The 26,143-nt window shown below is 62.4% G+C and carries 29 protein-coding genes and 1 pseudogene; 12 read left to right on the forward strand and 18 right to left on the reverse strand.

The features are described 5' to 3' along the window. Positions 1-114 precede the first annotated feature (114 nt). The 8 genes from ACH6CV_RS02060 (at position 115) to ACH6CV_RS02095 (ending at position 4,885) form a co-directional block, all read left to right on the forward strand. Entirely contained in the window at positions 115-2,325 is a 2,211-nt protein-coding gene (locus ACH6CV_RS02060; RefSeq protein ID WP_456356489.1) for an NHLP bacteriocin export ABC transporter permease/ATPase subunit, read from the forward strand. 219 nt (positions 2,326-2,544) lie between these two features. After that, positions 2,545-2,778, forward strand: a complete 234-nt coding sequence (locus tag ACH6CV_RS02065) for a hypothetical protein (protein WP_456356490.1) — start codon at positions 2,545-2,547, stop codon at positions 2,776-2,778. A 284-nt stretch (positions 2,779-3,062) separates the two neighbouring features. Next, positions 3,063-3,287, forward strand: coding sequence for a hypothetical protein (locus tag ACH6CV_RS02070; RefSeq protein ID WP_456356491.1), 225 nt, complete (start codon positions 3,063-3,065; stop codon positions 3,285-3,287). Between the two features lie 93 nt (positions 3,288-3,380). Continuing rightward, complete coding sequence (locus tag ACH6CV_RS02075) at positions 3,381-3,680, forward strand: hypothetical protein (RefSeq protein ID WP_456356492.1); 300 nt, start codon at positions 3,381-3,383, stop codon at positions 3,678-3,680. Positions 3,681-3,717: 37 nt separating this feature from the next. Beyond that, positions 3,718-3,930, forward strand: a complete 213-nt coding sequence (locus ACH6CV_RS02080) for a hypothetical protein (RefSeq protein ID WP_456356493.1) — start codon at positions 3,718-3,720, stop codon at positions 3,928-3,930. 32 nt (positions 3,931-3,962) lie between these two features. Beyond that, positions 3,963-4,175, forward strand: a complete 213-nt coding sequence (locus tag ACH6CV_RS02085; protein ID WP_456356494.1) for a hypothetical protein — start codon at positions 3,963-3,965, stop codon at positions 4,173-4,175. Positions 4,176-4,179: 4 nt separating this feature from the next. Further along, positions 4,180-4,377: a hypothetical protein gene (locus ACH6CV_RS02090; protein ID WP_456356495.1), complete on the forward strand. Its 198-nt coding sequence runs from the start codon at positions 4,180-4,182 to the stop codon at positions 4,375-4,377. Next, positions 4,367-4,885 (forward strand): RNA polymerase sigma factor, encoded by a 519-nt coding sequence (locus ACH6CV_RS02095; RefSeq protein ID WP_456356496.1) that lies wholly within the window; start codon positions 4,367-4,369, stop codon positions 4,883-4,885. The genes ACH6CV_RS02090 and ACH6CV_RS02095 overlap by 11 nt, the downstream gene beginning before the upstream one ends. A gap of 267 nt (positions 4,886-5,152) precedes the next feature. Here ACH6CV_RS02095 and ACH6CV_RS02100 read toward each other — a convergent pair whose 3' ends face one another. The 18 genes and pseudogenes from ACH6CV_RS02100 to ACH6CV_RS02185 form a co-directional block, all read right to left on the reverse strand. Continuing rightward, on the reverse strand, positions 5,153-5,863 hold the full coding sequence (locus ACH6CV_RS02100) for an ABC transporter ATP-binding protein (RefSeq protein ID WP_456356564.1): 711 nt from the start codon (positions 5,861-5,863) through the stop codon (positions 5,153-5,155). Between the two features lie 12 nt (positions 5,864-5,875). Next, positions 5,876-6,094 (reverse strand): ABC transporter ATP-binding protein C-terminal domain-containing protein, encoded by a 219-nt coding sequence (locus ACH6CV_RS02105; RefSeq protein WP_456356565.1) that lies wholly within the window; start codon positions 6,092-6,094, stop codon positions 5,876-5,878. Then, positions 6,077-6,631: pseudogene (locus ACH6CV_RS02110) on the reverse strand (ABC transporter ATP-binding protein); the annotation flags it as partial. The pseudogene ACH6CV_RS02110 and the gene ACH6CV_RS02105, both read right to left, overlap by 18 nt. Then, on the reverse strand, positions 6,624-7,691 hold the full coding sequence (locus ACH6CV_RS02115; protein ID WP_456356497.1) for a branched-chain amino acid ABC transporter permease: 1,068 nt from the start codon (positions 7,689-7,691) through the stop codon (positions 6,624-6,626). The gene ACH6CV_RS02115 and the pseudogene ACH6CV_RS02110, both read right to left, overlap by 8 nt. Positions 7,692-7,707: 16 nt before the next feature. Next, positions 7,708-8,589 (reverse strand): branched-chain amino acid ABC transporter permease, encoded by an 882-nt coding sequence (locus ACH6CV_RS02120; protein ID WP_456356498.1) that lies wholly within the window; start codon positions 8,587-8,589, stop codon positions 7,708-7,710. Between the two features lie 188 nt (positions 8,590-8,777). Continuing rightward, entirely contained in the window at positions 8,778-9,950 is a 1,173-nt protein-coding gene (locus ACH6CV_RS02125; RefSeq protein ID WP_456356499.1) for an ABC transporter substrate-binding protein, read from the reverse strand. 92 nt (positions 9,951-10,042) lie between these two features. Then, positions 10,043-10,927, reverse strand: coding sequence for a 2-hydroxy-3-oxopropionate reductase (gene garR, locus ACH6CV_RS02130; RefSeq protein WP_456356566.1), 885 nt, complete (start codon positions 10,925-10,927; stop codon positions 10,043-10,045). A gap of 58 nt (positions 10,928-10,985) precedes the next feature. Beyond that, entirely contained in the window at positions 10,986-12,035 is a 1,050-nt protein-coding gene (locus tag ACH6CV_RS02135) for a transaldolase family protein (RefSeq protein WP_456356500.1), read from the reverse strand. 34 nt (positions 12,036-12,069) lie between these two features. Beyond that, entirely contained in the window at positions 12,070-13,095 is a 1,026-nt protein-coding gene (locus ACH6CV_RS02140; RefSeq protein ID WP_456356501.1) for a transaldolase family protein, read from the reverse strand. A gap of 2 nt (positions 13,096-13,097) precedes the next feature. Beyond that, the gene (locus ACH6CV_RS02145; RefSeq protein WP_456356502.1) at positions 13,098-13,949 is read right to left on the reverse strand and encodes a sugar phosphate isomerase/epimerase family protein; all 852 of its coding nucleotides are present in this window, start codon (positions 13,947-13,949) and stop codon (positions 13,098-13,100) included. Between the two features lie 14 nt (positions 13,950-13,963). Next, positions 13,964-14,701, reverse strand: a complete 738-nt coding sequence (locus ACH6CV_RS02150; protein ID WP_456356503.1) for an SDR family NAD(P)-dependent oxidoreductase — start codon at positions 14,699-14,701, stop codon at positions 13,964-13,966. 333 nt (positions 14,702-15,034) lie between these two features. Continuing rightward, positions 15,035-15,745, reverse strand: a complete 711-nt coding sequence (locus tag ACH6CV_RS02155; protein ID WP_456356504.1) for a FadR/GntR family transcriptional regulator — start codon at positions 15,743-15,745, stop codon at positions 15,035-15,037. 270 nt (positions 15,746-16,015) lie between these two features. Next, a complete protein-coding gene (locus tag ACH6CV_RS02160) occupies positions 16,016-16,939 on the reverse strand; it encodes a transketolase family protein (protein ID WP_456356505.1) in 924 nt (307 codons plus the stop codon). Positions 16,940-16,955: 16 nt separating this feature from the next. Next, positions 16,956-17,786 carry a transketolase gene (locus ACH6CV_RS02165; RefSeq protein WP_456356506.1) on the reverse strand — a complete coding sequence of 277 codons (831 nt, stop codon included), beginning with the start codon at positions 17,784-17,786 and terminating at the stop codon, positions 16,956-16,958. 14 nt (positions 17,787-17,800) lie between these two features. Further along, the gene (locus tag ACH6CV_RS02170; RefSeq protein WP_456356507.1) at positions 17,801-18,601 is read right to left on the reverse strand and encodes a sugar phosphate isomerase/epimerase family protein; all 801 of its coding nucleotides are present in this window, start codon (positions 18,599-18,601) and stop codon (positions 17,801-17,803) included. A gap of 135 nt (positions 18,602-18,736) precedes the next feature. Continuing rightward, complete coding sequence (locus ACH6CV_RS02175; protein WP_456356508.1) at positions 18,737-19,423, reverse strand: FadR/GntR family transcriptional regulator; 687 nt, start codon at positions 19,421-19,423, stop codon at positions 18,737-18,739. A gap of 36 nt (positions 19,424-19,459) precedes the next feature. Beyond that, positions 19,460-20,488, reverse strand: a complete 1,029-nt coding sequence (locus ACH6CV_RS02180) for a zinc-dependent alcohol dehydrogenase (protein ID WP_456356509.1) — start codon at positions 20,486-20,488, stop codon at positions 19,460-19,462. A gap of 166 nt (positions 20,489-20,654) precedes the next feature. Further along, on the reverse strand, positions 20,655-21,899 hold the full coding sequence (locus ACH6CV_RS02185) for a glycerate kinase type-2 family protein (protein ID WP_456356510.1): 1,245 nt from the start codon (positions 21,897-21,899) through the stop codon (positions 20,655-20,657). Between the two features lie 235 nt (positions 21,900-22,134). Here ACH6CV_RS02185 and ACH6CV_RS02190 point away from each other — a divergent pair, with 235 nt between their 5' ends. From ACH6CV_RS02190 to ACH6CV_RS02205, 4 genes are read left to right on the forward strand one after another with little or no spacing between them, the layout of a single operon-like run. Further along, positions 22,135-22,494, forward strand: a complete 360-nt coding sequence (locus ACH6CV_RS02190) for a hypothetical protein (RefSeq protein WP_456356511.1) — start codon at positions 22,135-22,137, stop codon at positions 22,492-22,494. Beyond that, a complete protein-coding gene (locus ACH6CV_RS02195; protein ID WP_456356512.1) occupies positions 22,491-23,285 on the forward strand; it encodes an alpha/beta fold hydrolase in 795 nt (264 codons plus the stop codon). The genes ACH6CV_RS02190 and ACH6CV_RS02195 overlap by 4 nt, the downstream gene beginning before the upstream one ends. After that, positions 23,285-24,886, forward strand: a complete 1,602-nt coding sequence (locus tag ACH6CV_RS02200) for a UDP-N-acetylmuramoyl-tripeptide--D-alanyl-D-alanine ligase (RefSeq protein WP_456356513.1) — start codon at positions 23,285-23,287, stop codon at positions 24,884-24,886. Before ACH6CV_RS02195 ends, ACH6CV_RS02200 begins: the two co-directional genes overlap by 1 nt. Before the next feature lie 14 nt (positions 24,887-24,900). Further along, a complete protein-coding gene (locus tag ACH6CV_RS02205; RefSeq protein ID WP_456356514.1) occupies positions 24,901-26,091 on the forward strand; it encodes a D-alanine--D-alanine ligase family protein in 1,191 nt (396 codons plus the stop codon). Positions 26,092-26,143 lie beyond the last annotated feature (52 nt).

Consider the following 26,143-nt stretch of genomic DNA (forward strand, 5'->3'; position numbering starts at 1 on the left):
GTAATAAGCTGAAAGCCGGCTGATAGATTGCACTTTGCCTCCCTCCTCAGAGGGAGCCAAGGAGTCGGGCCTAGACAAAACTCGTTTTGCTTAGGCCCCATAAGGGGGCGCGTCATGGGCTGGTTTGATGAACAAATCAAGGACCGTATCCGGAACGACGAGGACGGCTTTGCCCAATCGCTCGCCGCGCTATCCGGGGCGATCATGGGCAGGCGCACCGCCGAAGCGCGGATGGACGAGCGCACCCGCGCCGCCAGCGCCATCGGCGAGATATTGAAGTATTACCGCGTGAAGCCGGTGGAACTCCCAGACAGCCTGACCAACCCAGACGAGCAGCTCGAGTTTCTGATGCGCCCGTCCGGCATCATGCGCCGATTGGTCAAGCTGACCGAGGGGTTTTACAAGGATGCCGTTGGGCCGCTGCTGGGGCGAACGAAGGAAGGTTCGCCGGTGGCCATCCTGCCAAACGGCCTCGCAGGGTACGCGTACTACGACTACGGCTCGGGCAGGCAGGTGAGGGTAACCCGCGAGACTGCTGGAAATCTGGATGAGGCGGCGGTTTGCTTTTATAAGCCATTGCCCTTGCGCAAGATCGGCATCCGCGACCTGCTGATCTATATCGCCCAGACGCTTTCGGCTTCCGATCTCATCCTCATCTCGCTGGCGGCGCTGGCAGCCATGCTGATCGGCATGCTCTCGCCGTATGTCAACAACCTGTTGTTCGGCGCGGTCATCCCTGGCGGAGATGGAAGCCTATTGATTCCGCTGGCGGCGCTGATGATCGGGGTGACGGTCTCCACACTCTTAATCGGCATTACCCGTTCGCTGATCTTAGGCCGCGTGCAGACCAAGATGAACATCGCGGTACAAGCGGCTTCGATGATGCGGGTGCTGTCGCTCCCGGCGGCATTCTTTAAGGAATACAGCTCGGGCGAAATGTCAAGCCGCGCGCAGAGCATCAATAGTCTATGCGGCATGTTGGCGAACACGATCTTGTCCACCGGGCTGACCAGCCTTTTTTCCCTTGCGTACATCGGGCAGATCGGCGGCTACGCACCGGGGTTGGTCGCGCCCGCGCTCGCAATCGTGTTGGCGACGGCTGCGATCTCGCTGGTCACGACGCTGCTTCAGACCGAGCGCTCCGAGCGATCGATGCGGGTGGGGGCCAAACTTTCGGGCTTGGTGTTTGCGTTGTTTTCCGGTGTGCAGAAGATCAAGCTGGCCGGGGCGGAGCGGCGCGCGTTTGCCAAGTGGTCGGGGGTGTACAGCCAGGCGGCGGAGATGCGGTACGCGCCGCCCTTGTATCTTGAGCTGCTGGCGCTGATCTCATCGGCGGTGACCATGCTGGGCACCATCGCGATCTACTTCTACGCGGTCACTTCCGGGGTGGGCGTGGCTGGCTACATGGCGTTCAACGTGTCCTATGGCATGGTGTCCGGGGCGTTCATGTCGCTGGCAGGCATCACGCTGACGCTGGCAAATATCCGTCCAACGCTTAAGATGGTCGAACCGATCCTGAACGCCGAGCCGGAGGTGTCCGAGGGCAAGCGGGTAATCACCCGTCTGTCGGGCGGCATCGAGGTGAACAACGTCTCGTTCCGCTACGCCGAGGAAATGCCGCTGGTCTTGGACAACATTTCCTTAAAAATAAAGCCGGGCCAGTACGTAGCCATCGTCGGTGCGACCGGGTGCGGCAAGTCCACGCTGCTCAGGCTGCTGCTGGGCTTCGAGAAGCCTCAAAAGGGCGCGGTGTACTACGATGGCAAGGACATCTCGACCATCGACCTGCGTTCGCTGCGCCGCCACATCGGCGTGGTGATGCAGGGCGGCAAGCTGTTCCAGGGGGACGTCTTCAGCAACATCACCGTGTCCGCGCCTTGGCTCACGCAAAAGGAGGCATGGGCCGCGGCGGAGCTGGCCGGCATCGCCGATGACATCCGCGATATGCCGATGGGCATGCACACGATGATCTCGGAAGGTTCGGGCGGCATTTCAGGCGGGCAGCGCCAACGGCTGATGATCGCGCGCGCCGTCGCGCCGGGGCCGAAGGTGTTGATGTTCGACGAGGCCACCTCGGCGCTTGACAACATCACTCAGAAAAAGGTGTCCCAATCGCTGGACGCGATGAAGGCCACCCGCATCGTAATCGCCCACCGGCTGTCTACAATACGCCAGTGCGACCGCGTGATCGTGCTGGAAAAGGGCCGCATCGTGGAGGACGGTAACTACGACGAGCTGATCGCAAAGAACGGCTCCTTCGCCGCGCTGGTCGCACGCCAACGCTTGGACGACACGGCCTACGTGGGGCACACCACGACGTATTGAAATATTCTTCCATGCCGCCTAACAAACGCGTTTGGGCGGCATATCAACAGGTAGAGTAACCCAATTTGAGAAAGGGGGCATTCACATGACGGAGAACAATTAACCGTTGAACCTTAAGCACGGCGAACTGGACAGGGCGACCGGGGGCTTCGCGGAACCATGGAACGACCCGAACAAGCGGTGTGTTTGACCATACGACAATGCAAAGGAGTATAGGACATGAGTGACGAGAAAAACGTACACGCGTTGAACGACAACGAACTGAACGAGGTGACCGGCGGTTTTCGGTTTCTGGACAATGGAGATACCGCCATCATGAAATGTTCCAACTGCAAGCGCAACTGCCGAACTCCGGTAATCCGGCGAGGCGAAGTCCTTGAGATAAAATTCCACTGCCAGCACTGTGGGTGGGATTTCGACAAGTCGCATACACCCAAGGCAATTGGGCCTTAGGGGGGGCGCCAGCCCAACTTGAGAAAGGTGGCATTCACATGACAAAGAACGACAACCTACCGAACGATATCAAAGGGGAAGCAAATGAGGCGCCGATGACCGAGGAACGGTTGGATTCCGTTACGGGGGGCAGGGCTCGCCCGCCTGCACCCGAAAACTGTTGCAGAGTCTGCAAATCAACGAATGTAGTCAGAAGCAAGGAGGATTCGTGGAATCGCAAAATCGTGTGCAACGATTGCGGCTTTATATACATCTACGCCGATTGAGATGGAGGAGTGTAGCACATGAGTAGCGAGCAGAAGGAACGGAACGAGAAAGTGCTGAACGACGGTGACTTGGACGCGGTGTCCGGCGGCAACGATGACGGCTTTCGGAAGTACAAAAGGAAGGACTGCCCCGTCTGCAAGCGCGAGGAGTGGGCGTCGCTCGTTATGACGGCCCGCTATGACGGATACTACCGCTGCGATTATTGCGGGTGGAAGTACCCAATGGAGCATCACGAATACTAGGTAACCGCCGATCAAACCCACCGCACGCGTGCTTTAATCAGCGCTTACCTGGAAAGCGAATAAGAAACCCAATGGGAGAAAGGCGGTATACACATGGCGGATAAAAACCAACCGTTGAACCTTCAGGACGGCGAACTGAACGAGGTGACTGGGGGTGCCGCGGGTATAATGGATCTTAAAGCGCTTAAAGAGCGTGCGAGGGCGAAGGCTGCGAGCCTTCGATTAAGATGCAGCAGCTGCGGTCATGAGTGCGAGGGGCGCCTGCTCGAGCTGGATGTCATCGACATGATTGTGGGAGAAGTCTCGCTCAGGATGCGCTTCTATTGCGGTCCATGCATGAATCCTGTTGTTCGCATGTACACGTACAATGATTCGCTAGGCAGCCTGCACTGACGTAGTTTGGGTTCAAATGATGAAAGGGGTGTCGGAAATGAATGATGAGCAGAACAGGCAGAACGCACAGAACGAGCAAGCGCTGAACAACGATGAACTGGATGCGGTAGCCGGCGGCGCGGGCGACTTCTGGGCAAAGCGCTGCCCTGCCTGCGGGCACGAGTGCATGGCCCCGGTGATCTGGGCGCCGGGGGCCAGCCGCCCTGCTCCGGCGGAATTCCACTGCGAGCACTGCGGAAAGGATTTTTGAAGTGACGCGACAATATGAAAGGAGTGCAGGAGATGAGTAACGAGCAGAACGAGACGAACGTGCAAAACGTACGACAGGCGAACGACGGCGAACTGGACGCGGCGACTGGCGGCTGGTTTTCGGACCCCAGCAGGATGTTCAGGGCAAAGAAATGCCCTCTCTGCGGTGGGACTGCCGCGCCTATGCTGATGGCCGATGAGTCTGGGAAAAAGCACTACTGCGATGAATGTAAGCAGTATGTCTGACCATATGAACGAACACAAGATCGAGCGCCTGATGGACTTCTTGCGCTTTCGCGGCGATGGGCGCCTCGCGCGGTTGGCGGCGGAAGCCGAGGCGCGCCATCCCGCCGGGGTGCGGACGCTTGCAGACGACGACCTCGATGCGTTGTTTGCGGCGGGGGATGGCGCATGGAACGCCCCGCAGGAAAAGGACGATGAACGCTGAGCCGGTCCATCTGCCGGGCGTGGAGGCGCTGTATCTTGAATATCGCGGTAAGGTACGCGCCTACGCGCGACACCACTTGAGGAATGAGCAGGATGCCGAAGACGCCGTTTCTCAGGTGTTTCTCAATGCGCACAAAAACTGGGACGCGTATGACCCGGCGCGCGGTTCGCATAGCACGTGGCTATACGCCATTACGCGGAACGTGGTGCGCGACATGCTGCGCCGGTCGAGTTGCGCCCACGTGGATGCGCGCTTTGACAATTGGGAGGCGATCCGGGATACCCGCCCGCTGCCGGAGGACGCGCTGATTTTTGAGGCCGAGGCCGACCAACTGGCGGCGGTGCTCCTGCGTCTGCCCGAGCGAGAGCGAGACATCCTGCTGCTTCGGTTTTACAGCGGCTTGCCCTCAAAGGAAGTGGCCGCCCGCATGAACCTTTCCGACGCAAACGTGCGCTATTTGCAGTCCAAGGCGATCGCACGGCTGCGCAAAATCTATGAGGGAGAATGAATGTGCAGCGAAGGGCAACCGGCCACATCCAGACGCTGATCGATGTGGACGCATGCCTTCTTGTTCAACCTTTGGAACCCGCTGTTTCCCAATTTGCGAACTTATTGGACCTTATCTCTGGGATAATGCCGCCAGCGGAATACACTGGCGGCATTATCCCTACCTTTGGTCAGTGCGCCGCCCGGAAATCCGTGAGGATCTCATCAGGCGCACGAAGGGCCCTTCCTTTCGTATCGAAAGGGGCGGTTCTTCGATGCGAAAAAGCGCTTACGATATGCCCAGGTAGGTCTTCCGGACGATGTCGTCGTTTGCGATCTCCTCGGCAAGGCCGGATTTTACGATGGCGCCCAGTTCCTGCACGTAGGCGCGATTCGCGATCTTGAGCGCCGCGTTGGCGTTCTGCTCGACCAAGAGGATCGTCACCCCGTCCCGGTTGATCTTGGAGATGGTGTTAAAGATGTCCTGCACGACCAGCGGCGCGAGGCCCATGGAGGGCTCGTCCAGCATCAGAAGCCTGGGGTTGCCCATCAGCGCGCGGGCCACGGCCACCATCTGCTGTTCGCCGCCGGAGAGGGTGCCGGCGTGCTGCTTTTCGCGCTCGAGGAGCCGCGGGAACAGGTCGAAGCAGTACTGCAGATTCAGTTCGATCTGCTTTTTGTCCTTGATGAGGTAAGCGCCCATCATCAGATTTTCCCGGACGCTCAGAAGCGGGAACACCATGCGGGTCTCCAGCACCTGCTCCAGCTTGAGGGCGGTGATTCTGTGGGGCGCCATGCCGTCGATGCGCTTGCCCTCAAAGGTGATCGTGCCGCCGGAGTTCTTCCCGAGGAGGCCGGAAATGGTTCGAAGCAGCGTCGTCTTGCCCGCGCCGTTGGAACCGATCAGCGACACGATCTCCCCTTCGTATACGTCGAAGGAGACGCCGTTCAGCGCGTGGATTTTGCCGTAGTGGTAGTTGAGATCTTTTACGCAGAGGATCGGCTCCATCGGTTAATCACCTCCACCAAGATACGCTTCGATGACCTCGGGGCACTTCTGCACTTCCTCCGGCGTGCCCAGCGCGATGCGCTTGCCGTAGTTGAGCACGCATATTCTGTCGGTGATGCCCATCACAAACTTCATGTCATGCTCAACGCACAGGACCGAAATGCCCTTCTCGCGGATCGCCAGCACCAGCTTGGCCAGCCTGGCCTTTTCGGTGGGGTTCATGCCGGCGGCGGGCTCGTCCAGGAGCAAAAGGCAGGGATCGCTGACCAGCGCCCGGGCGATCTCCAAGAGCCGCTGCTCGCCGTAGGACAGCGAGCGGGCCTCGTCGTTCTCGCGCTCTGGAATGCCCACGAAAGCCAGGGTCTCCCGCGCCTTTCGACGGGTGGCCGCTTCGAAATCCCGGTACTTCTTCGTATGGAAGAAGGAGTCCAGGGCGCCGTAGGGGATCCGGCAGTGCTGCCCGATGAGCAGGTTGTCCATCACGGAAATCGTGTTGAACAGGTTGATGTTCTGATAGGTTCGCGCGATGCCGAGTTTGTTGGTCTCGAACATGTACCGGCCGTCGATGCGCTGGCCGTTCAAGTAGATTTCGCCGCCCGTCGGCTTGAAATAGCCGCTGACCATGTTGAAGACCGTCGTCTTTCCCGCGCCGTTTGGGCCGATCAGGCCGAATATCTCGCTTTTCTCCACGGAAAAGTCCAGGTGCTGAACCGCCTTCAGACCGCTGAATTCAATGGACAGGTCCTTGACCTCAAGCATTGCCACGGCTCACGCCTCCCTTCCCGTCAAAGAGACCGCCGATCGTCTTGCCCAGGCCGGCGAGGCCGGTGGGCTGGTAGAGGATGACCACCAGCAGGAACACGCCGTAGATCAGCATGCGGTAATCCTGAAGGCTCTGGAAGCTCTCCTGAACGAAGGTGATTACCAGCGCGCCCAGGATTGGGCCGAGCAGATTGCCGCTGCCGCCGAAGAGCAGCATCGTAATGAAGATGACCGACGTGTTCTGAACAAAGGTGTCCGGGCTGATAAAGCCCATCATGTGCGCCAGGAGCGCGCCCGCGACGCCCACGTAGAACGCGGAGATCGCAAAGGACATCGTCTTCGCCTTCATGATGTTGATGCCGCAGCCGTTGGCGGCGGTCTGGTTTTCGCGGATGGCGATCAGCGAGCGGCCCAGCTTCGAGTGGACGATGTTCTGCTTGATGATGAGCAGCACCACCAGCACAAACATCACCAGATACACGTAGGCGTACTTGGACTTGATGGTCGTAAAGTCAAGCAGCGTCGTGCCCAACAGCGTAAGCTTCACCGGCGGAACGCGGGTGATGCCGATAAAGCCGTTGGTCAGGTGCGAGAAGTTGGCCACGATCAGGTACATGATCTGGTTGAACGCGATCGTCAGAAGCGACAGGAAGTGGAACACCAGCTTCGATGCGGGCTTTGCCAGCAGCGCGCCGATAAACGCCGAGATAAAGCCCACCACGAGGATGCTCAGGAGGGGCGGCAGCGGTGTCAGCCCCAGCTTCGCGATGCCCCATTCCTCGTGGGACAGGAGTACCGAACCGTATGCGCCGATGCAGAAGAAGCCCGCGTGGCCGAAGGAAATCTGACCGGTGTAACCAAAGAGGATGTCCAGGCCGCTGGTGGAAATGGCGTAGATGCCGATGTAGCACAGCAGCACGTAGATGTACTTGTTTCTGGACAGGAGAATGTTGTTCTCCATCATTACAAGCACCAGCGTGACCAGCGCGATCGCGCCGACCGCCATCGCCCTGCGCCCCCACTTGCCGCCGAATCTGTTTTCAGGAATCGTCTTCACCGTATACCTCCGTTCGTTACACGCTGTAGACATTCGCGTTGCAAATGCCCCTCGGGCGCAGGATCATAAAGAGTATCATAACGCCGTACACGATGAATTCCTTGTATACGGAGGACACGTACGCGCCGACAAAGGTTTCGAGCAGGCCGATGAACAGCGAACCGATGATCGCCCCGTAGATATGGCCGTAACCGCCGATTACGGCGCCGGCAAAGCTCTTTGCGGCCAGGTTGTTGCCCAGTTGGTAGGAGACGTACATGGTGGGCGCCACCAGTACGCCGCCCAGGCAGGCCAGCGCCGCCGCGATGCCGTAAGTGATGCCGATGGTCGTGTTTACGTTGATGCCCATGCAGCTGGCGGCCATCTTGTTTTGGGCGGCCGCGCGCATGGAGGTGCCGAACTTGGTCTTGTTGAGGAAGAAGTGCAGCACGACCATCGCCAGAAGGGCCGCGGCGATGCAGGTGAGCTGCTCCTTGGAGACGGAAGCGGGGCCGATGGCAATCGGCGCGGAGTTGGCGTACAGTGGGGGGAAGTACTTCATGTTGGGGCCCCAGATCAGCATCGCCGCGTTCTCAACGATGGTGGACAGCGAGATGGTGGCCAGCACCACGTAGACGTTCTGGGCCTTTTTTTTCACCAGCCTGCGGATGACGAAGCGCTCCATCATCCAGCCGATAAAGAACATGACGATTTCGGAAGCGAACAGGGCGATGATGAAGGGAACCTGCCATACCGCGTACAGCTGATATGCGATGAACGCGCCAAACATCAAAAGGTTCGCCTGCGTAAAGTTCATGTAGCCGGATGCCTGGTAGATGAGGCTGTATCCCAGCGCCAGCATACCGTAGGTGCATCCCAGTACCAATCCGCCGATCAGTACATTAATCAGCATTTGCATGGGGGTTCCATCCTTTCGCCGCGTTGATTGCTGCCAAGCCAGAATACGCCTGCTCTTCGAGCGGGAACGGGCGCGGCCCCCGCGGTGCGGATTCCCTGCGGCGACGCATTCGCATTGGCAAGGAAGGGTGCGCCGACCGGAGGCGGAAGCGACTGCTCGCCTCCGCCTCCGGTCTCATGCAGTCCTGATTACTTGTAGGTGTCGGCGCTGCCGCCGGATTCGAGGAACTTGGCCCAGCTGATGTTCTTGCCGCCGTGGGTGGCGAAGATCTGCTGGCCGCTCATGCACTCGCCGTTGTCATAGGCCGCGAAGTTGGCATGGCCGGCGAGGATGTCCATCTCAAGGCCCGCGATGGTATCGCGCACGACGGGGCCTTCCTTGGTACCGGCCTTTTCGACCGCGGTGAGGAGGATGTTGGTGGCGTCAAAGGCGCGGTAGGCGACGTCGGAGATCGGCATGGTGCCGTACTCCTTGACCCACTCGGTCAGGAACGCGATTTCGGCTTCGGTGTTGCCCTCTTCCGGCGCGTCCGGCACACTGTGGGGCGCGAAGAACACGAGGCCGTTGGCCGCTTCGCCCGCAACTCTGCGCATGTCGGAGGAGGAGAAGGTTTCGCAGCCGTAGATGTAGCCGGTGTAGCCCAGGTTGCGAATCTGCTTGACCATGAGGCTGCCCTGCTCGGCCTGCGCGAAGATGATGACGCCGTTGGGTTTGGCGTTGACGATCGCGGACAGCGCGCCGGTCCAGTCGGTCTCGCCGACCATGGCCTGCTGCTCGTCGATGATCTCGATGCCTTCGCGTCCTTCGATCTCTTCCTTCACCTTGGTGTAGGCGGAAATGTTTCCGTCATCCTGGTAGACCAGCGAGGCGACCTTGTCGCTCTTCAGCTCCAGCATGGCGTCCACCAGCGGCGCCGCGCCGCCCGCGGAGTTGGGCAGGGCGCGGAACAGGTAGGTCCAGCCCTTTTGCAGCCACGCCGGGTTCATGCCGGTGGCGACTTCGGGGATCTGATAGGCTTCGACCAGATCGCCGGTGGCCTGGATGTTGCCGGAGAGCTGGGAGCCGATCAGGCCGTCCACGCCCACCTGATCCAGGAGGTAGGAGACGCCCTTGACGGCACCCTCGGTGGTGGAGCCGTCGTCGTAGAGTTCGATGCCGATCTTGCCGCCCAGCACGCCGCCCTTTTCGTTCCAGAGCTTGATGGCGAGCAGGATCGCGTCGCGGCCGTTGGAGCCGGCGGTGGCGACCGCGCCGGTGAATCCGCCGTAATGGCCGATCATGTAGGCGTAGTCTTCCGCCAGTGCCAGGGACGAGGTCATCAGGAGTACCAGTGCCACAAGAGCCGTCAGGAATCGTTTCATGTTCTTTCCTCCTTAAATATTTAAAGATCGCTCTTTAAATGCATCGGTCGCAAGGGGAAAAGCCGAGGGGATGCCTGTGCGGGGAAGACGCGTTACCGGCTGATCGCGCAGCCGCAAACCTTCTCGTAGTACTTCGCGATTGCGCTGTGGTCGTCCTGGCCGCAGCCGTCGTGGTGCAGGGTCTGGAGCATCTCCATCACCGCCGCGGTCAGCGGCAGCGGAGAGCCCACCGCGTGCCCGGTCTCCAGCGCATTGGCGAGGTCCTTGATGTGCAGGTCGATCTTGAAGCCGGGATTGAAGTTGCGCGAGAGGATCATCGGCGCCTTGGCGTTCATGACCGTCGAGCCCGCGAGGCCGCCCCTGATGGCCTGGAAGACCAGCTCGGGATCCACGTGGGCCTTCGAGGCCAGCAGCATCGCCTCGGACAGCGCGGCGATGTTGACCGCTACGATGACCTGGTTGGCCAGCTTCGTGGTGTTGCCCGCGCCGATGCCGCCGCACCAGACGGCGCTGGCGCCCATGGACAGGAGCACTTCCTTGTATTCCTCAAAGACCGCCTTGTCGCCGCCGACCATGATGGAAAGCGTGCCGTCGATGGCCTTGGGCTCGCCGCCGGATACCGGTGCGTCGATCATGTTGACGCCCTTCTCCTTGCAGGCCGCGCAAACCTCCTGGGAGATCTGGGGCGCGATGGAGCTCATATCGATGATGGTCGCGCCGGGCTTTGCGCCCTCGAGGACGCCGTTTTCACCCAGCACAACCGCCTTGACGTGGGGGCCGTTGGGCACCATCGTGATGATCGTCCGGCACTTTTCGGCGACCTCCCGGGAGGAGGCTGCCGCTTCGGCGCCCTCCGCGGCCAGCGCGTCCACGTTTGCCTTGAGGACGTCAAACACGACCAGCCCGTGTCCCGCCTTCATCAGGTTGCGCGCCATGGGCTTACCCATGATCCCGAGGCCGATGAAACCAATCTTCATCATCCGCGTCTCCTTTTTAAGTATGTTAATACGCGAGGGGAAGGTTTTGAACCGGTAACTATATCCATCGGGCGGATACGCGCTTGGATAGGTAAGTTTCAAGCGGCGCCCAACCGGTTTCGTTGAACTGGGACAGAAGTTTCTGGGTCACGCCGTAGGTGATGAACTCGTGAGGCTTCATGCCGTCCGGCTCGTAGGCGCGGACGAATTCGGGAATGCGCATCAGGTTTTCAATCGCCTTCGGATCCACCGGGTTGTCGATGCCGGGGGTCTGCGGCGGGTCGGCTTCGAGGATCATGTCCTGCACACGGGTGTTGATCGTATAGATCACCTTGCCGCCGGACATCTCGGTCACGTGGTACGCGCCGCGGAGGCCCGCGGGCATGATGACGCTGTCGTAGCCCTTTTCCTCGAAGATTTTGTAGGTGCGCTTGGCGACGGCGAGCCCCGCCAGCGTGATGTGCTCCTCCGGGATGCCCAGCTTCATGTCCATGGCCACATCCCTGAGGTAGTCGTCCAGGCGGCCCACCTGCTGAACCGCGATGCACAGAGGCGGGTTGACGCCGCTTTTAACGGCTTTGCGCGCGCCCCGCTGATATGCCTCGGCCACGGCCAGCGCCTGGGCCACGGAGACGTTGATGGTGGCGCAGATCGGGATGCCTTCCTCCGCCAAGTACTCAATGACCTCGACGCCCGCAGCGGTGGTGGGCAGTTTGACCGCGATGTTGTCGCCCCAAGCGTGCACCCGGCGCGCCTGGGCGAGCATGCCCTCGGCGTCGCCCGCACGGCCGGGGTTGAGCTGCCCCAGCGCGTAGCCCTGCCTGCCGCCGGTGGCCTCGTAAATGGGGCGGACCCTGTCCGCCGCGTATGTGGCGACCAGCCTCAAGAGGGCCTCCGCTCGCTCCTCCAGGCCGAAATCGTCGCCCAGCGCCTCCACCCTGGGCAGCCAGAACTCCGGCTGGTTTTGGAAGGAACGGTATGTGAGCACGGGGTTCGTGGTGACGCCGGTCGCGCCGCGACGGATGGCCAGGTCGATTTCGTCGGGGCTGCCCGAGTCATGCCACCAGGCGGTGGGCGTACATTGATTGAGCCATTCCAGGTAATTCAAGGCGTTTCGCTCCTCGCTCCGCGGTTTGGCGTTTTTAGTAGTTGAAGCTCACGATGGGGTTCCAGCCGTCGTTGATGAACTGGTCGGTGGTGCGGTTGGCGGAGCCGAAGGTGATGAACTCGGAGGGCTGCATGCCGTCCGGCTCGTAGGCCTTGCGGAATTCCGGCATGGTCATCAGCCGGTCAATGGCCGCCTGATCCACCGGCACATCAATCCGCTCATCAAACCGTTCCACGCCGATGAGCAGTTCCGCGATCTTGGGGGCGATGGACATAATCATCCTCGCGCCGGCCAGGTCCACAATGTGGTGCGCGCCCCGGCAGCCGGCGGGCATAAGGAAGGTGTCATAGCCGCGCTCATTGAAGATCCGGTAGGCGCGCTTGATGCAGGCAATGCCGGACTGGACGATGTCGCTCTCCCTGACGTGGGGGTAGGAATCCTGGGCTACGTCGCGCAGGTAATCGTCCAGGCGGCCGACCATCATGACCGCGATGCCCAGCCCCGGCTTTACGCCGTTGGCCGCGGCTTTTTTCTTGCCGCGCTCGCGGGCTTCCGCCACGGCGAGCACCTGCGGCACGGTGAAGCTGACGGTGGCGGCCACGTTCAGACCCTCGGCCACGCAGGCCTCGTAGACCTCGATGCCGGCCCGGGTGGCGGGCAGCTTGACGCAGATGTTCTCGCCCCAGGCAGCCAGGCGTTTGGCCTGCCCGATCATGTAGCGGGCGTCGCCGGTCTTGTTGGGGTTGGTCTGGGCGCAGACAATGCCCTTGCCCTTTTCGGGATCGTAGAGCGGCCTGACCATTTCGGCGTAGTAGGTGGTGACGCATTTTGCCAGCGCCTCGGCCTTTTCGTCGCCCTTCAGACCCTTGGGGATCGTGGCGAGCCGGTCGCGCCAGAATTCGCGGTCGCTTGTCAGCGTCTGGCTGACGAGGAAGGGGTTTGTGGTCATGCCGACGGCGCCGTTTTCGAAGCCTTCCAGCTGCTGGGCGCGGATCGCCGAATCATGCCAGTAGACCGACCGGGTGTTTTGGGTCATCCACCTGAGAAATTTGTTTTCCATGCCTATTGCCTCCTGTGATCGTGCTTCTCCGTCAAGACGATCGTCTCAAGCGCCTTGAGGTACTTCAGCCCACGTTCGCCGCAGGCGCGCTGGGAAGGGTAGGGCTGGCATTCGAGATCGATGTATCCTCGATAGCCCACGTCGCACAGCGCCCGCATAATGGGCTTGAAGTCTATGTTTCCGGCGCCGGGATAGCCCCTGTTGGAATCCGGGAAGTGCACGTAGCCCAGGATGTCCGCGGTTTCGCGCACGCTTTGGGCGAGGTCTTTGTCCTCGAGAATCATGGAGTGGGTGTCGATGTGCAGCGACACGTTCTTCAGCCTCAGTCCGCGCAGGTATTCGGCCGTCTCGGTCGCGCTGTTCAAGTAATTGTTGATGTAACGCAGGATCGATTCCACGACGATGCTGCCGCCCGACTGCTCGGCGTAGGCGTCCAGTTCCGCGAGGGCCCGGGAGAAGCGGTCCACGTACTCCTGATAGCGGCTGAAATCCGGGATGTTGCCGCGCATGATGCCCACGATCACGGGACACTTGAGCGCCGCGCCCAGATCGAGGTGCTCCTTGAGCCGCTCAATCGCCGCCGAGCGGTTCGCCGCGTCGTCGCTGATAAGGCACAGGCCGTTCAGACTGTACTCCATGCCGGTGGCGATGCCGCAGTATTCCACGTTCGCACGGGCCGCGGCGGCGGCCAGTTCCCCGGCGTCGTACCGTGCGGGGTTTCGGATGAACAGCTCCACGCCGTCGTAGCCGATTTCCCCGGCCACGCGGGTCACATCCGAAATGTCGCCCCGGAGGATCACCGGCTGGCGTTCCGGTTGCGGCTCCAGCGCGCAGGATATGCCGTATTTGAACACGCCGTCCCCTCCCGTCATCCCATGTACATGCCGCCGTTGACGTCCAGCAATTCGCCGGTGACGAAGGCGGCGTCGTCCGATGCCAGGTACGCGACCGCTGCGGCCACGTCCTCTGGCTTGCCCAGCCGCCTGAGCGGGATGCGGGCGTACAGCTTTTCCATGGCTTCGGGCGAGAATTCCCTGGTGATGGGCGTCTCGGTGGTGCCGGGGCAGACCGCGTTGACGTTGATACCCAGCGGCGCCAGCTGCCGGGCGAAGCCCATCGTCAGTGCAAGAATGCCGCCCTTTGAGGCGGAGTAGCCCAGGCCCGTCTCAAACCCGCCCATGCGGCCCGCCAGCGAACTGATGTTGATTACCCGGGGACAGGCTGACTCCTTCAAATAGGGGATGGCTTTTTGCACCATGAAAAATACGCTTTTGAGGTTGACCGCCATGATGAGGTCCCACTGGGCCTCCGTGACCTCCGCAATGGGCGTGTTGTTCAGAATGCCCGCGTTGTTGACCACGATGTCGAGCCCGCCAAACGCGGCGGCGACCTTTTGTACGGTTTCGTCGATGCCCGACACGTTGGACACGTCGCAGGCGAAGCCCGCGCTGCCCGGCAGCGATTCGGCGGCGTCCCGGAGCTTTTCCTCGTTGACGTCCAGAAGGGCGATACGCGCGCCTTCCTCGGTCAGCCGCCTGGCGATGGCGTAGCCGATGCCCTGCGCCGCGCCCGAAACGATGGCCTTTCTGCCTTCCAACCGGTGCATGCTGCATTCCCTTTCATGTCGTCCAGCGCTCCCGTCAAAGGAAGGATGTATTACATCTAACCTCTAACAACTGCATATTATCACAATCCAAAACCGTTGTCAATGCATTTTTGGAGGTATCATCGATTCTTGCGCATTATTTTGAGGATATCCCCCATGACTTCGACAAGGAATGTGATAAAACGGCGCATTTCCGCGAGGTACCGTCCAAAAACCGGTTATTGTTAGAAAATTGTATCGCCTCATTTTTGCCCATCGTTTTACTCTGTTTTAATAAAAACGCCGGGCGGATCTTCCGCCCGGCGTCTCGGCGCCGAGAAAGGCACCTTGCCGCTATTCCTTTTGGCCCGCCCGCGTCAAATAGGTTTTGTAGAATTTGTACGCGCTTTCCAGGTGCTGCTTCATCAACTCCCTGGCCAGAAACGCGTCCCGCTGCTCCATGGCCTCGCAGATCTTCTTGTGAAAGGAGAGGCCGTCGTTCTCGCCGACCACTTTCGTCAGCGTGGTGATGCTCTCCAGCAATACGTCCTTCAGGATGGTCTGGGCCTGGATGAGGATCGGGTTGCCGGTCATGTGGGTGATGAGCTGGTGGAACTCGAAATCCGCGGCCAGGTACTTGTCCACTTCACCGTAGTAGGAAATCATCTTTTCCAGGTTCGCGCGCAGCGCCCGAAGGTCCTTCGAAGTCGCGCGCTGGGCGGCGAGGCTGGCGCTCTCGACCTCGGTAATCAGCCGGAATTCCCAGACATGGCGAATGGAGTCGTCGCTCAAATAAATGGCGGGCAGTAGGCCGTTGGCATAGGTGCCCACGTCAATCTCCTTGACGAAGTTGCCCTCGCCCCAACGCGTTTCCACAAGGCCCACCGTGGCCAGGCGCGAAAGCGCCTGCCGGACGGTGGCCCGGCTGACGTTGAAAAGACCGGCCAGCTCGTTTTCCGGCGGAATGCGGTCGCCGGACTTCCATTCTCCGTCCAGAATCATCTTTCTGATCTGTTCAAAGACCTGTTCGCTGGCGCTGACGCGCTTGATAGCCTGAAATGCCACGTGAACCCCTCTTTTCGAAAATCGCTTCAACCGAGAAAGGACTCCCCAAAACGACACGGGATTCAAGCGCTTGTTCAATGCGGCGCAAAAGAAGCCCGTCGCAGCGGCCCGGATCTGCCGGTTTCCGTTCGGCGGTTGTCTACTTATGAATTATCATACATATGTCGTCAGATGTCAATGCGGTATTATTGATTAGAACCGGGTAACGGCGCAAAAAGAGCCGCGCTCCGCCCTTCATGGGCATGGCGCGGCTCGCGGCCCGTGGTTTTATCAGCCGACGAAACTCAGGATCGCCCGCTCGACGTGCTCGACCGTCAGGCCGTAGTAGTTCAGCACGTCCTTGTAGCAGTGGCCGGAGCTGCCGAAGCAGTCGTTGATGCCGACGAACTCGACGGGGACCCTTTCGCGCCGCAGCGCCCCGGCCACCGCGCCGCCCAGTCCGCCCACCACGCTGTGCTCCTCACAGGTGACGACGCCCTTCATGCCGCGGGACAGCTCGATGATCCGCTCGTCGTTCAGCGGCTTGATGGTGTGCACGTTGACCACGCGCACGCAGACCCTGTCCTTCAGGTTTTCGGCGGCCTGGAGGGCCATGTGGTTCATGCCGCCGGTGGCGAACACGGTGACCTCGCCGCCCTCGCGCAGCACCTTGGGCTGGCCGATGACAAAGGGCTCGCCCTCCGGCGTGATGTTTTCGTTGTCGTTTCTGCTCACGCGGATGTAGACGGGGCCGTCGTAATCGCGCATGGACTTTACGGCTTCCACGGTCTCGTTGGCGTCGGCGGGGCTGAGCACCACCATGTTCGGGATGGCGCGCATGATGGCGATGTCCTCGACGGTCTGGTGGGTGGCGCCGTCCGCGAAATCCGAAAGGCCGCAGGAGGAACCGCAGAGCTTGACGTTGAGCTTTCCGATGGCGACGGCCTGGCGGATCTGGTCAAAGGCGCGGCCCGCCAGGAACACCGCGAAGGTGCTGGCGAAGGGGATCAGGCCGGTCTGCGCGAGTCCCGCCGCGGTGGAAACCATGTCCGCCTCGGCGATGCCCATTTCAAAATGGCGCTCCGGGAATTCCAGTTCAAAGAGTTTGCCCATCGTGGAACCGCAAAGGTCGGCGTCCAGCGCGACGATGCGCGGGTCCGTCTTGCCCAATTCAACCAGGGTCTTGCCATAGGCCGTTCTTTGGTTGGTGTACATCGCTCTTCCTCCAATCCTATGCTTGCGCCGACAGCTCTTTGAGCGCCTGGTTGTAGGTTTCCTCGGTCAGGGCGCCGTTGTGGTAGCCGACGACGTTTTCGGCAAAACTGATGCCCTTGCCCTTCACGGTGCGGGCGATGATGACGGTGGGCTTGCCATTGTACCGGTCGACACGATCCAGCGCGTCGACGATCTGCTCCATGTCGTGGCCGTCGATCTGGATCACGTTCCAGCCGAAGCTCTGCCACTTCTCCGGCAGGGGGTTGGTGTCCATGCGCTCGGAGACGCGGCCCATCGCCTGCAGGCCGTTCTGGTCGATGATGCCGATCAGGTGATCCGCCTTGTGGGCGGAGGCGGCCAGCGCGGCCTCCCAGATCTGGCCCTCGGCGATCTCGCCGTCTCCCATCAATACATACACGTTGCTGCCGATCCCCTGCAGCCTGTTGCCCAGCGCCATGCCCAGGCCCAGCGAGAGGCCCTGCCCCAGCGAGCCGGTGCCCGCCTCGATGCCGGGGGTCTTGCGCACGTCCGGGTGGCCTTGCAGGTGAAAGCCGATTTCCTTCGTCTTGGCCAGGTCCGCCACCGGGAAGTATCCGGCCTCCGCCAGCGCGGCGTACTGCAAAATGGCCACGTGGCCCTTGCTCAAAAGGAAGCGATCCCGGTCAGGCATCTTCGGATTGGCCGGGTCGTGCTTCATCTTGTAAAAGTACAGCGCCGCCACCAGATCCGCCGCGGAGCAGGAGCCACCCACGTGGCCGGCTACGCCGACGCCCACGCTGATGATGACGTCCCGCCTGAGCCTCTGGCCCATCTTGCGAAGGTATGCGATGCGTTCCGTTCTGTTCATGTCCCTACGCCTCCCTAAATGCTCTGTCTGAGGAATCTTAGCGCCGCCGGCGCTTCGGCATCGAAATCACGGGTGTAGGCCTCCAGGCTGACGCGCGCGTCGTAGCCCGCCTGCCTGAGCGCGTCAAAGTAGGGGAGGTAAGCCGGGTCCTCGCCCGTTTCGCGGGGGAACGAACGCCCCTCTACCCGGGCAAAGTGGGAATGGCGGAGGAATTGCCCGCCGTCCCGGATGAGGTTTTCCACCGGCTCGCCCTCGGTCATGAAGTGGTAGTAGTCCACCAGCACCCTTACGGCGTCGCTGCCCACCGCGCGGGCCAGCGCGCAGCCCTCCGCAAAGGTGTTGATGAGGTTGCATTCCGCCTTGCGAAGCGGCTCGATGGCGATCACGATGCCGTTGTCCCGCGCGGCGGGCGCGATCCCGGTCAGCAGCTTTGCCACCTGCTCGAAGCCCTTTTCCAGCGGGTAGCCCTCCGGCACGTTCTTCGCGCCGCCGCTGCCGAACACGACCGCCTTCGCGCCCAGACGCGCCGCTCGGCTCAGCGCACCGGCGGCGTACTGAAGCGCGCCGGGGATGTCCGCGGCCTCGCCGGTCAGCCGCATGGTCTTGGGGAAGAAGTTGTTGCAGGTTTCGCAGGGCACGCCGGAGGCGCGGACCCGCCCGGCCATCGCCTCAAATTCCGCCTCGGAGAGCGCCATCATCTCCGCCAGCGGAAGCTCCACGTAGTCAAACCCGAGCCGCGCGGCCTTCTCGATGTACTCGATGCCGGTCCCGTCCGGCCCGGTCGCGTTCATATTCAAGCAGATGCCAAACTTCATTGGTCATACCTCTCATGTATGTTGTCCTACATGTTGTGGCCTGAAGCGCCTTTCCCTCCGCCCATGCCCGCCACCCGGCGGCCGAAGCCGCGGGGCGGACATTGCGCCGCGCGGCGGTATGCCGAAGGGCGCGGCTTACGGCCCCTCGAACAGCTTCAGCGATTCGGCCAGGTGGTCGTTCATCAGCTTTCGGGCCATCTGCGCATCGCGGGCCTCGATGGCTTCGATGATCCGGCGGTGGTATTCGATGCCGTTGTCGCGGCCGATCTTGAGGGTGATCTTGCGCATGGTCTCCTTCAGGATGTCACGAAGCAGGTAGTGCAGCTGGGTGACCAGCTGGTTGCCGACGATGGTGGTCAGCATGCGGTGGAATTGGAAGTCGTTGCTGATGTAGTCCTCCAGGTCGTCCCGCTGATCCTTGAGCCGCTCGTAGGACGCCCAGAGTTGCCGAATGTCCTCCGCGGTGGCGCGCTTGGTGGCCAGCGCGACGGTCTCCACCTCGGTCATCATGCGAAACTCCCACACGTCGCGCACCGCGTTCTCGTTCAGGTAGATGCTGGGGACCAGCTCGTTGAGCTTGATGCCCACGCCCATCTCCTGCACGAAGGAGCCCTCCCCCTGCCGGGTGCGTATCAGGCCGAAGGTGTTCATCTTTAGCAGCGCCTGCCGGATCGTGACGCGGCTTACGCCGAATGACTCCGCGAGCTCGTTTTCCGACGGCAGGCGGTCCCCCGGTTTCCAGACGTTGCGGAGGATCATCTCGCGCATTTGGTCGTAGACCTGCGTGCTGACGTCATTTTTGCGGATCTTGCGGATGGCCATATTTTCCCCTCATTCGCCGGCGTCGCCGCCGGATGGTTATTTGGACGGATCGATCACGATCTTGAGCAGGTCGTCGGGGTTTTCGAGAAGATCCCGGAAGGCCTGAGGCGCCTCCGGAAGCGTCACCACCCGGGACAGAAGCTCGCCGGTGGCAAGCCTGCCGGAGCCGAGGAGGGCCACCACCTCGCCAAATTCCTCGTGCGTGTAGTTGAACGAGCCGACCACGCTGCGGGCGGAGCACACGATGTCCTGCATGTTGATCTGCATCTCCCGCTGGCTCATGCCGACCCACACCGCCGTGCCCGCCACCTTGAGCGCCTTGACGGACAGGTTCGCCGTGGGCTCGACGCCCACCGCTTCGATGGAGAGATCCATCATCAATCCGTCCGTGCAGTCCGCAATCCTGGCGAGGGCATCCTCTTTGGCTGAGTTTATCACAAAATCAGCACCCAGGTCTAGCGCTTTTTTCAGCCGCCTGTCGCTGAGGTCGGCGACGGTAACGCTTTTCGGGTTGTGGAGCTTCACCATCTGCAGGATGCAAAGGCCGATCATGCCCGCGCCGACGATCAGCACGTCCTTGCCCGCGATCCCGCCGCACTTGGCGACGCTGCCGTAGGCCACCGCGTAGGGCTCCGCCATGGCGCCCGTCTCGTAGGAGCAGCCCTCCGGCAGCCTGTAGAGGAGCTTCTGCGGCACCGCCACATACTCCGCCATGGCGCCGTCCACCGTCAGAACGCCGAAGAACTTCTTGTTCAGGCACATGTTGGTCATGCCGCCCCGGCAGTTAACGCATTCGCCGCAGAAGTTGATGGGCTGAACCACAACGCCGTCGCCCGCCTTCCAGGCGTCCACGCCCGCCCCAACCGCCGCGATCTCGCCCGCGAACTCATGGCCCATCGTCATCGGGGGGATGCGCCTGCCTGTCTTGCCCAGCCAGCCGTGCACGTCGCTGCCGCAGATGCCGCAGGCGCGCACTTTGATGAGCACTTCGCCCGCGCCCGGCGCGGGCGCGCCCACGTCCTGGACCTCCAGGACCTTCGGCCCGAGGAACCTCAAACTCTTCACCGATGCCACCTCTCTTCGTGTTTGGAACCAGCGTGGTTAGATGTATGATGTATTACAACTTAACCGGCAAGGTTATTCTATCATAGAGTTGACGGTTTGTCACCTACAATTTGCACGGAAATTTGCAAAATCGACAGAATTTCTGTTTCCCCCTGTGACTAAGGCCCTATTTGCATAGGAGAACGGTCAGGTCGTTCACATTGGTGCCGGTGGGGCCTGTAAAAATGAGGCCGTCCGCAGCGCCGAGGATGGCGTAGGCGTCGTTGTTTTGAAGATGGGCTTGCGCCGAAAGGCCCTTCGCCCGGCAGGCTTCGACGAAGTCCCCGGTCACGATCCCGCCGGCGGCGTCGGTGGGGCCGTCGGTGCCGTCGGAACCCACGGAGAAGACCAGCACGTCCGCCATGCCCTGAATGCCCAGCGCCGCCGAAAGCGCCAGTTCCTGGTTGCGACCGCCCCGGCCGGAGCCCTTGAGATGCACCACCGTCTCTCCGCCCAGAATCACCGCGCAGGGCGCTTTGACAGGGTGTCCGGAGGCGCGCACCTCCCGCGCGATGGCGGCCAGGAAGCTGCCGGCGTCCCGGGCTTCGCAGCCAAGCGTCGTGGTGAGGATCAGGGGCTCGTACCCCAGCGCCCGGGCGGTCTCCTTCGCCTGGGTGCACAGCCGGGTCACGTTGCCGATGATCCGGGTCCTCACGTTGCCCAGCGCCTTGGGCGTCTCTCGGCGGAGCGCTTCCATCGCGCCCCGGGTCAGTTCGATGCCGTATTTTTGGACGATGCGCAGCGCGTCCTGGCCGGTGGTTCCGTCCGGATGGGCGGGGCCGGAGGCGATGGCATCCAGCGAATCGCCCAATACGTCGCTGAGCACGATTGAAACCACTTCCGCCGGCGCGCACGCCTCTGCAAACCGGCCGCCCTTGACGGCGGAGAGGTGCTTGCGGATGGTGTTGATTTCGGTGATGTCCGCGCCGCTGGCCAAGAGCTGCCGGGTGGCGGAGGCAATGTCCGCAAGCGTCACGCCATCAAGCGGCATCTCGAACAGCGCCGAACCGCCGCCGGACACCAGAAACAACACCCTGTCCCCTGCGCCCAGCCGGTCGACCAGCGCCATCGCCCGCGCCGCGCCGCGCACGCTGTGCTCGTCGGGCACCGGATGGCCCGCCTCGATGATTTCGACCCGCTCCAGCGGGGCCTTCGCGTGGCCGTACTTGGTGACGACGACGCCGGCTTTCAGCCGGCCGCCCAGCGCCTCGCAGGCGGCCTCCGCCATCTTCCAGGCCGCCTTGCCGATGGCGACCATGTATACGGGCCGGTCTCCCGGCATGTCCGAGAGCGCGTTTTTCACCGCTACGTCGGGCAGCACCGCCTCGATGGCGGCGTCAATGATGGCGCGGGCATCCTGGTGGATTGTCATGCGCTTTGCTCCCATCGTTTTCATTATGCTCAATGGCGATCCGCCTCCGGCGGCAAGGTTCTCCCGATAAGGGCGTCCGGCCGGGCATAAACGTAGGATGTCCTACAACAAGCCCCGGCACGATTATACCGTGGAATGGCGCCGCTGTCAATGGCGACGCGCCGCCGAAAGTCCAAAAAGGCGGCCGGTGGCGGTGAAAAAATGATAAAAATGCCGTGGAAAAGAATGTAATAAAGTGGCGGCGGGGGTTGGGCAGGCCATCTCCCTCGACACCGAGGAGGAAATCGGCGAACTGGAGCAGATGATCGCCATAGCAAAACTGGCTGAGCCACCTAACCTTGAGGGCGTGATGCGGCGCGTTCAGCCGCTCTACCCGCCCACCCACACATGTGGCCCGCCACCGCAAATCCTGATGGAGACGGGACGCGGGGGCGCTGTCATCGGCGATGGCAACCATCCCGCCGCCGGTACTGCGCAGCGGCAGAAGCATGGGTGCAGTTGTACACGCGCAGCGCTGCGTTACGCAATTGCGCCTTTTCTTTTCTGCCCGATTCTGCTATACTACCTTGAGAACCAAACTGAGGTGTACGCATGACCATCGAACTCAACGGCGCGACCGTATACTACGAGCAGCACGGCCAGGGCCAGCCTACGCTGGTGCTGCACGGTTGGGGCGGCAAGTGCGAGAGCTTCGCCCCGCTGCTGCGCGACTGTGCCGACGCCTTGCATATGACCGCGCTCGACTTCCCCGGCCATGCCCGCTCGAGCGACCCGCCCGAGCCTTGGAGCGTGACCGAATATATGGAAATGACGGCTCAGCTGCTGCGCGCGCTTTCCATCCCCCGAGCGCACATCGTCGCGCATTCGTTCGGCGGGCGCGTCGCGCTGGCGCTGGCCGCCACCTACCCCGAGCTGGTCGGCCGCATGGTGCTGACCGGCGTTCCGGGGCTGAAAACCACGCCCCCGCCCGCGCGGAAGGCGCGCTCCGCGATGTACCGCGCGCTCAAGGCGCTGCTTGACAACCGCCTGACCCGCGCCTGGCTCGGCAACGCGCGCATAGACGCCCTGCGCGGTCGGCTGCAGGAAAAGTTCGGCTCCGCCGACTACAGGGCGCTCTCGCCCGAGATGCGCAAGACCTTCTCGCGCGTGGTCACCCAGGACCTGACGCCCTACCTTAGCCGGATCGCAGCCCCCACCCTCCTGTTCTGGGGCGATCAGGATACGGCCGCGCCGCTGTGGATGGGCCGCGCGATGGAAAAGGGCATAACCGACGCGGGGCTTGTGGTGATGGAAGGCGCGGGCCATTTCGCCTACCTCGACCGGTACGCCGATTTCCGCGCGGTGGTCCGGAATTTTTTGTGCGAATCCGCCGGGGGTGAACGCTGATGGATTTTATGGGCTGGCTGTCGGCCGCGGTGGTGGCCGGCGTGTGCACCGCATACAGCCGTTACTACCTGCATATGCTGCAGCTTGAAAGCTATCAGCTCGACGGGTATCGGCGTTGGCTTTCCAGGAACCGCGACAAGCTGATGGGCGCGACGCAGGGCATAGGCGTGCTGGCCGCGATCGCCGATGTGCTGCTTGGGCTGATCTTGACCATGCTGATGGGCGCGGACGCCGCGCGGATCACCGCCGCGCTCGTCGTGCTCGCCGGGTTCGGCATTGCGGCCTGGCGCGTGGGCATCCGCCAATACAAGGCCCCCGAGAAGAAGCCGTTCGCGCTGACGGCGCGCATGAAGCGGCTGTACATCTGCCTCGGCCTGTGCGCGTTGCTCGCAGCCGCGCTTTTGAGCGCGCTGAAACTGCCCGCCTACCTGCTGTTCGTGGGCGTGCCCTACCTGACCCTGGTGGCGGGATTCATCATGCAGCCGATCGAGACGAGGGTCAACGCGTTCTACCTGAACGACGCCGCGCGCAAGCTCGCGGCGCGTCCCGACTTGGTCAAGGTCGGCATCACCGGTTCGTTCGGCAAGACCTCGACCAAGTTCATTTTGGCCTCCATCCTGTCCGAGAAATACGCCGTGCTGGCCACCCCGGGAAGCTTCAACACCCCGATGGGGCTGACGCGCGCGATCCGCGAGCAGCTCGAGGTGCACCATCAGGTATTCCTGGCCGAGATGGGCGCGCGCCATGTGGGCGACATCCGTGAGCTGTGCGAGCTGGTCGAGCCCGAGTACGGCGTGCTGACCAGCGTGGGGCCGCAGCATCTCGAGACCTTCGGCTCGGTCGAGGCCGTGGCCAAGACCAAGTACGAGCTGATCGAGGCGCTGCCCAAGCACGGCGCGGCCTTCTTCGGGGCCGACGGCGGCATCGTCGACGAGTTGTACCGGAAGACCCCGATCGAGAAGTACCGCGCGGGGCTCGGCAGCGGGTTCCTCAACATGTACGCCGAGGAGATCGAGGTGGGCCCGCGCGGCAGCCGTTTCACATTGTGCGACGCCGAGGGCGGCCGCGTGCGCTGCGAGACGCGCCTGCTCGGGCGGCACAACATCGCCAACATCGTGCTGTGCTGCATGGTGGCGAAGCGCCTGGGGCTGACGCTGGACCAGATCGCGCGGGGCGTAGGCCGCGCCGAGCCGGTCGAGCACCGGCTGCAATTGCTGCCGGGCGCGAACGGCATGACCATCATCGACGACGCGTTCAACGCCAATCCGGTGGGTGCCGAGGCCGCGCTCGACGTGCTGCGCGCGTTCCCCGGCCGGCGGCTGATCGTGACGCCCGGCCTGGTCGAGCAGGGGGAGCAGGAGGCCGCGCTCAACCGCAGGTTTGGCATGCAGTTGGCCGGCAGCTGCGACCATGCCATCCTGATCGGGCCGAAGCGCAGCCAGCCGATCCTCAAGGGCGCGCTCGAGGGCGGGCTCGCCAAGGATCAAGTTACGGTGGTCGCCGACCTCGCCGAGGCGACGGCGGTACTCGCGCGCATCGGCCGGCCCGGCGACGTGATCCTGTTTGAGAACGACCTGCCGGACAACTACAGCGAAGGGTAGGGGGGCTTTATATCATGAAACTCAATCTGGCCGTAACCTACGGCAGCCGCACCTGCGAACACGACGTTTCGATCATCTCGGGGCTGCAGGCCGCCGACGCGGCGCGCGGCGCAGGCTATCAGGTGACGCTCGTGTACATCGATAGAGGCGGCGCGTGGTACGCCGGCGAGGCGCTGTGGGACATGGCGCTCTACCGCGATTTCGACCCCGCGAAGGTCACGCGGGTGCTGCCGCTGGGCGAGGACGGCAAGCTGGTCCTGATTAGGTACCCCGAGGAGAAGAAGGTGCTGTTCGGCTCGGGAAGGGCGGTGGTCGCCGCCTGCGACGCCGTGCTGCCGGTGATGCACGGCATGAACGGCGAGGACGGCACGCTGCAGGGCATGCTCGAGATGCTGGACGTGCCCTACGCCTCGGCGGGCGTGCTGGGCTCGTCGGTGGGCATGGACAAGATCGCGATGAAGATGCTGTTTACGGGCTGCGGCTTCCCGGTGCTGCCGGGCGAGTGGGTGGATCGGTCCGACTGGGCCGAGCACCGCGAGGACACCCTCGCCCGCCTCGAGCGCGCGCTGCCCTATCCGGTGTACGTCAAGCCCGCGAACCTCGGCTCCTCGATCGGGATCAGCCGCGCCGACGACCGCGCGGGCCTCGCGCAGGCGCTCGACGTGGCGGCGGCGTTTGACCGGCGGCTGCTGGTGGAGAAGGGCGTAGCCGATCTGAAGGAAGTCAACTGCTCGGTCATGGGCTACGCGGGCAACGTGCGCGCGTCGGTCACCGAGATGCCGGTGCGCTGGGATGAGTTTTTGACCTTCGACGAGAAGTACATGCGCTCGGCCAAGGGCGGCAGCAAGGGCATGCAGTCGCTGAGCCGCCAGGTGCCGGCTCCCATCTCGGCCGAGCTGACCGCGCGCATTCAAGCGCTGTCGGTCGATATCTTCAAGGCGCTCGACTGCAAGGGCGTGGTGCGCATCGACTTCATCCTGGACGGCGCGGACGGCGCGCTCTACGTCGAAGAGATCAACACCATCCCCGGCTCGCTCGCGTTCTACCTGTGGGAAGCCAGCGGCGTGAGCTTCCAAAATATGATCGACAAGATGGTCGAATGCGCGCTCAAGGCCTACGCCGACAAGCGCCAGAGCGTGTTCTCGTACAAATCGGATATTTTGAACCGGCAGGGCGGCGGGACGAAGGGGAAACTGGCGAAGTGAAATTTGCCCGCGGCGCAGGGGAGGGGCTCCTCCCATGTGCCGCGGGCAAATG

This window comes from Anaerozeibacter quisquiliarum, from assembly GCF_051162045.1.
Lineage (GTDB): Bacteria > Bacillota > Clostridia > Christensenellales > Aristaeellaceae > Anaerozeibacter > Anaerozeibacter quisquiliarum.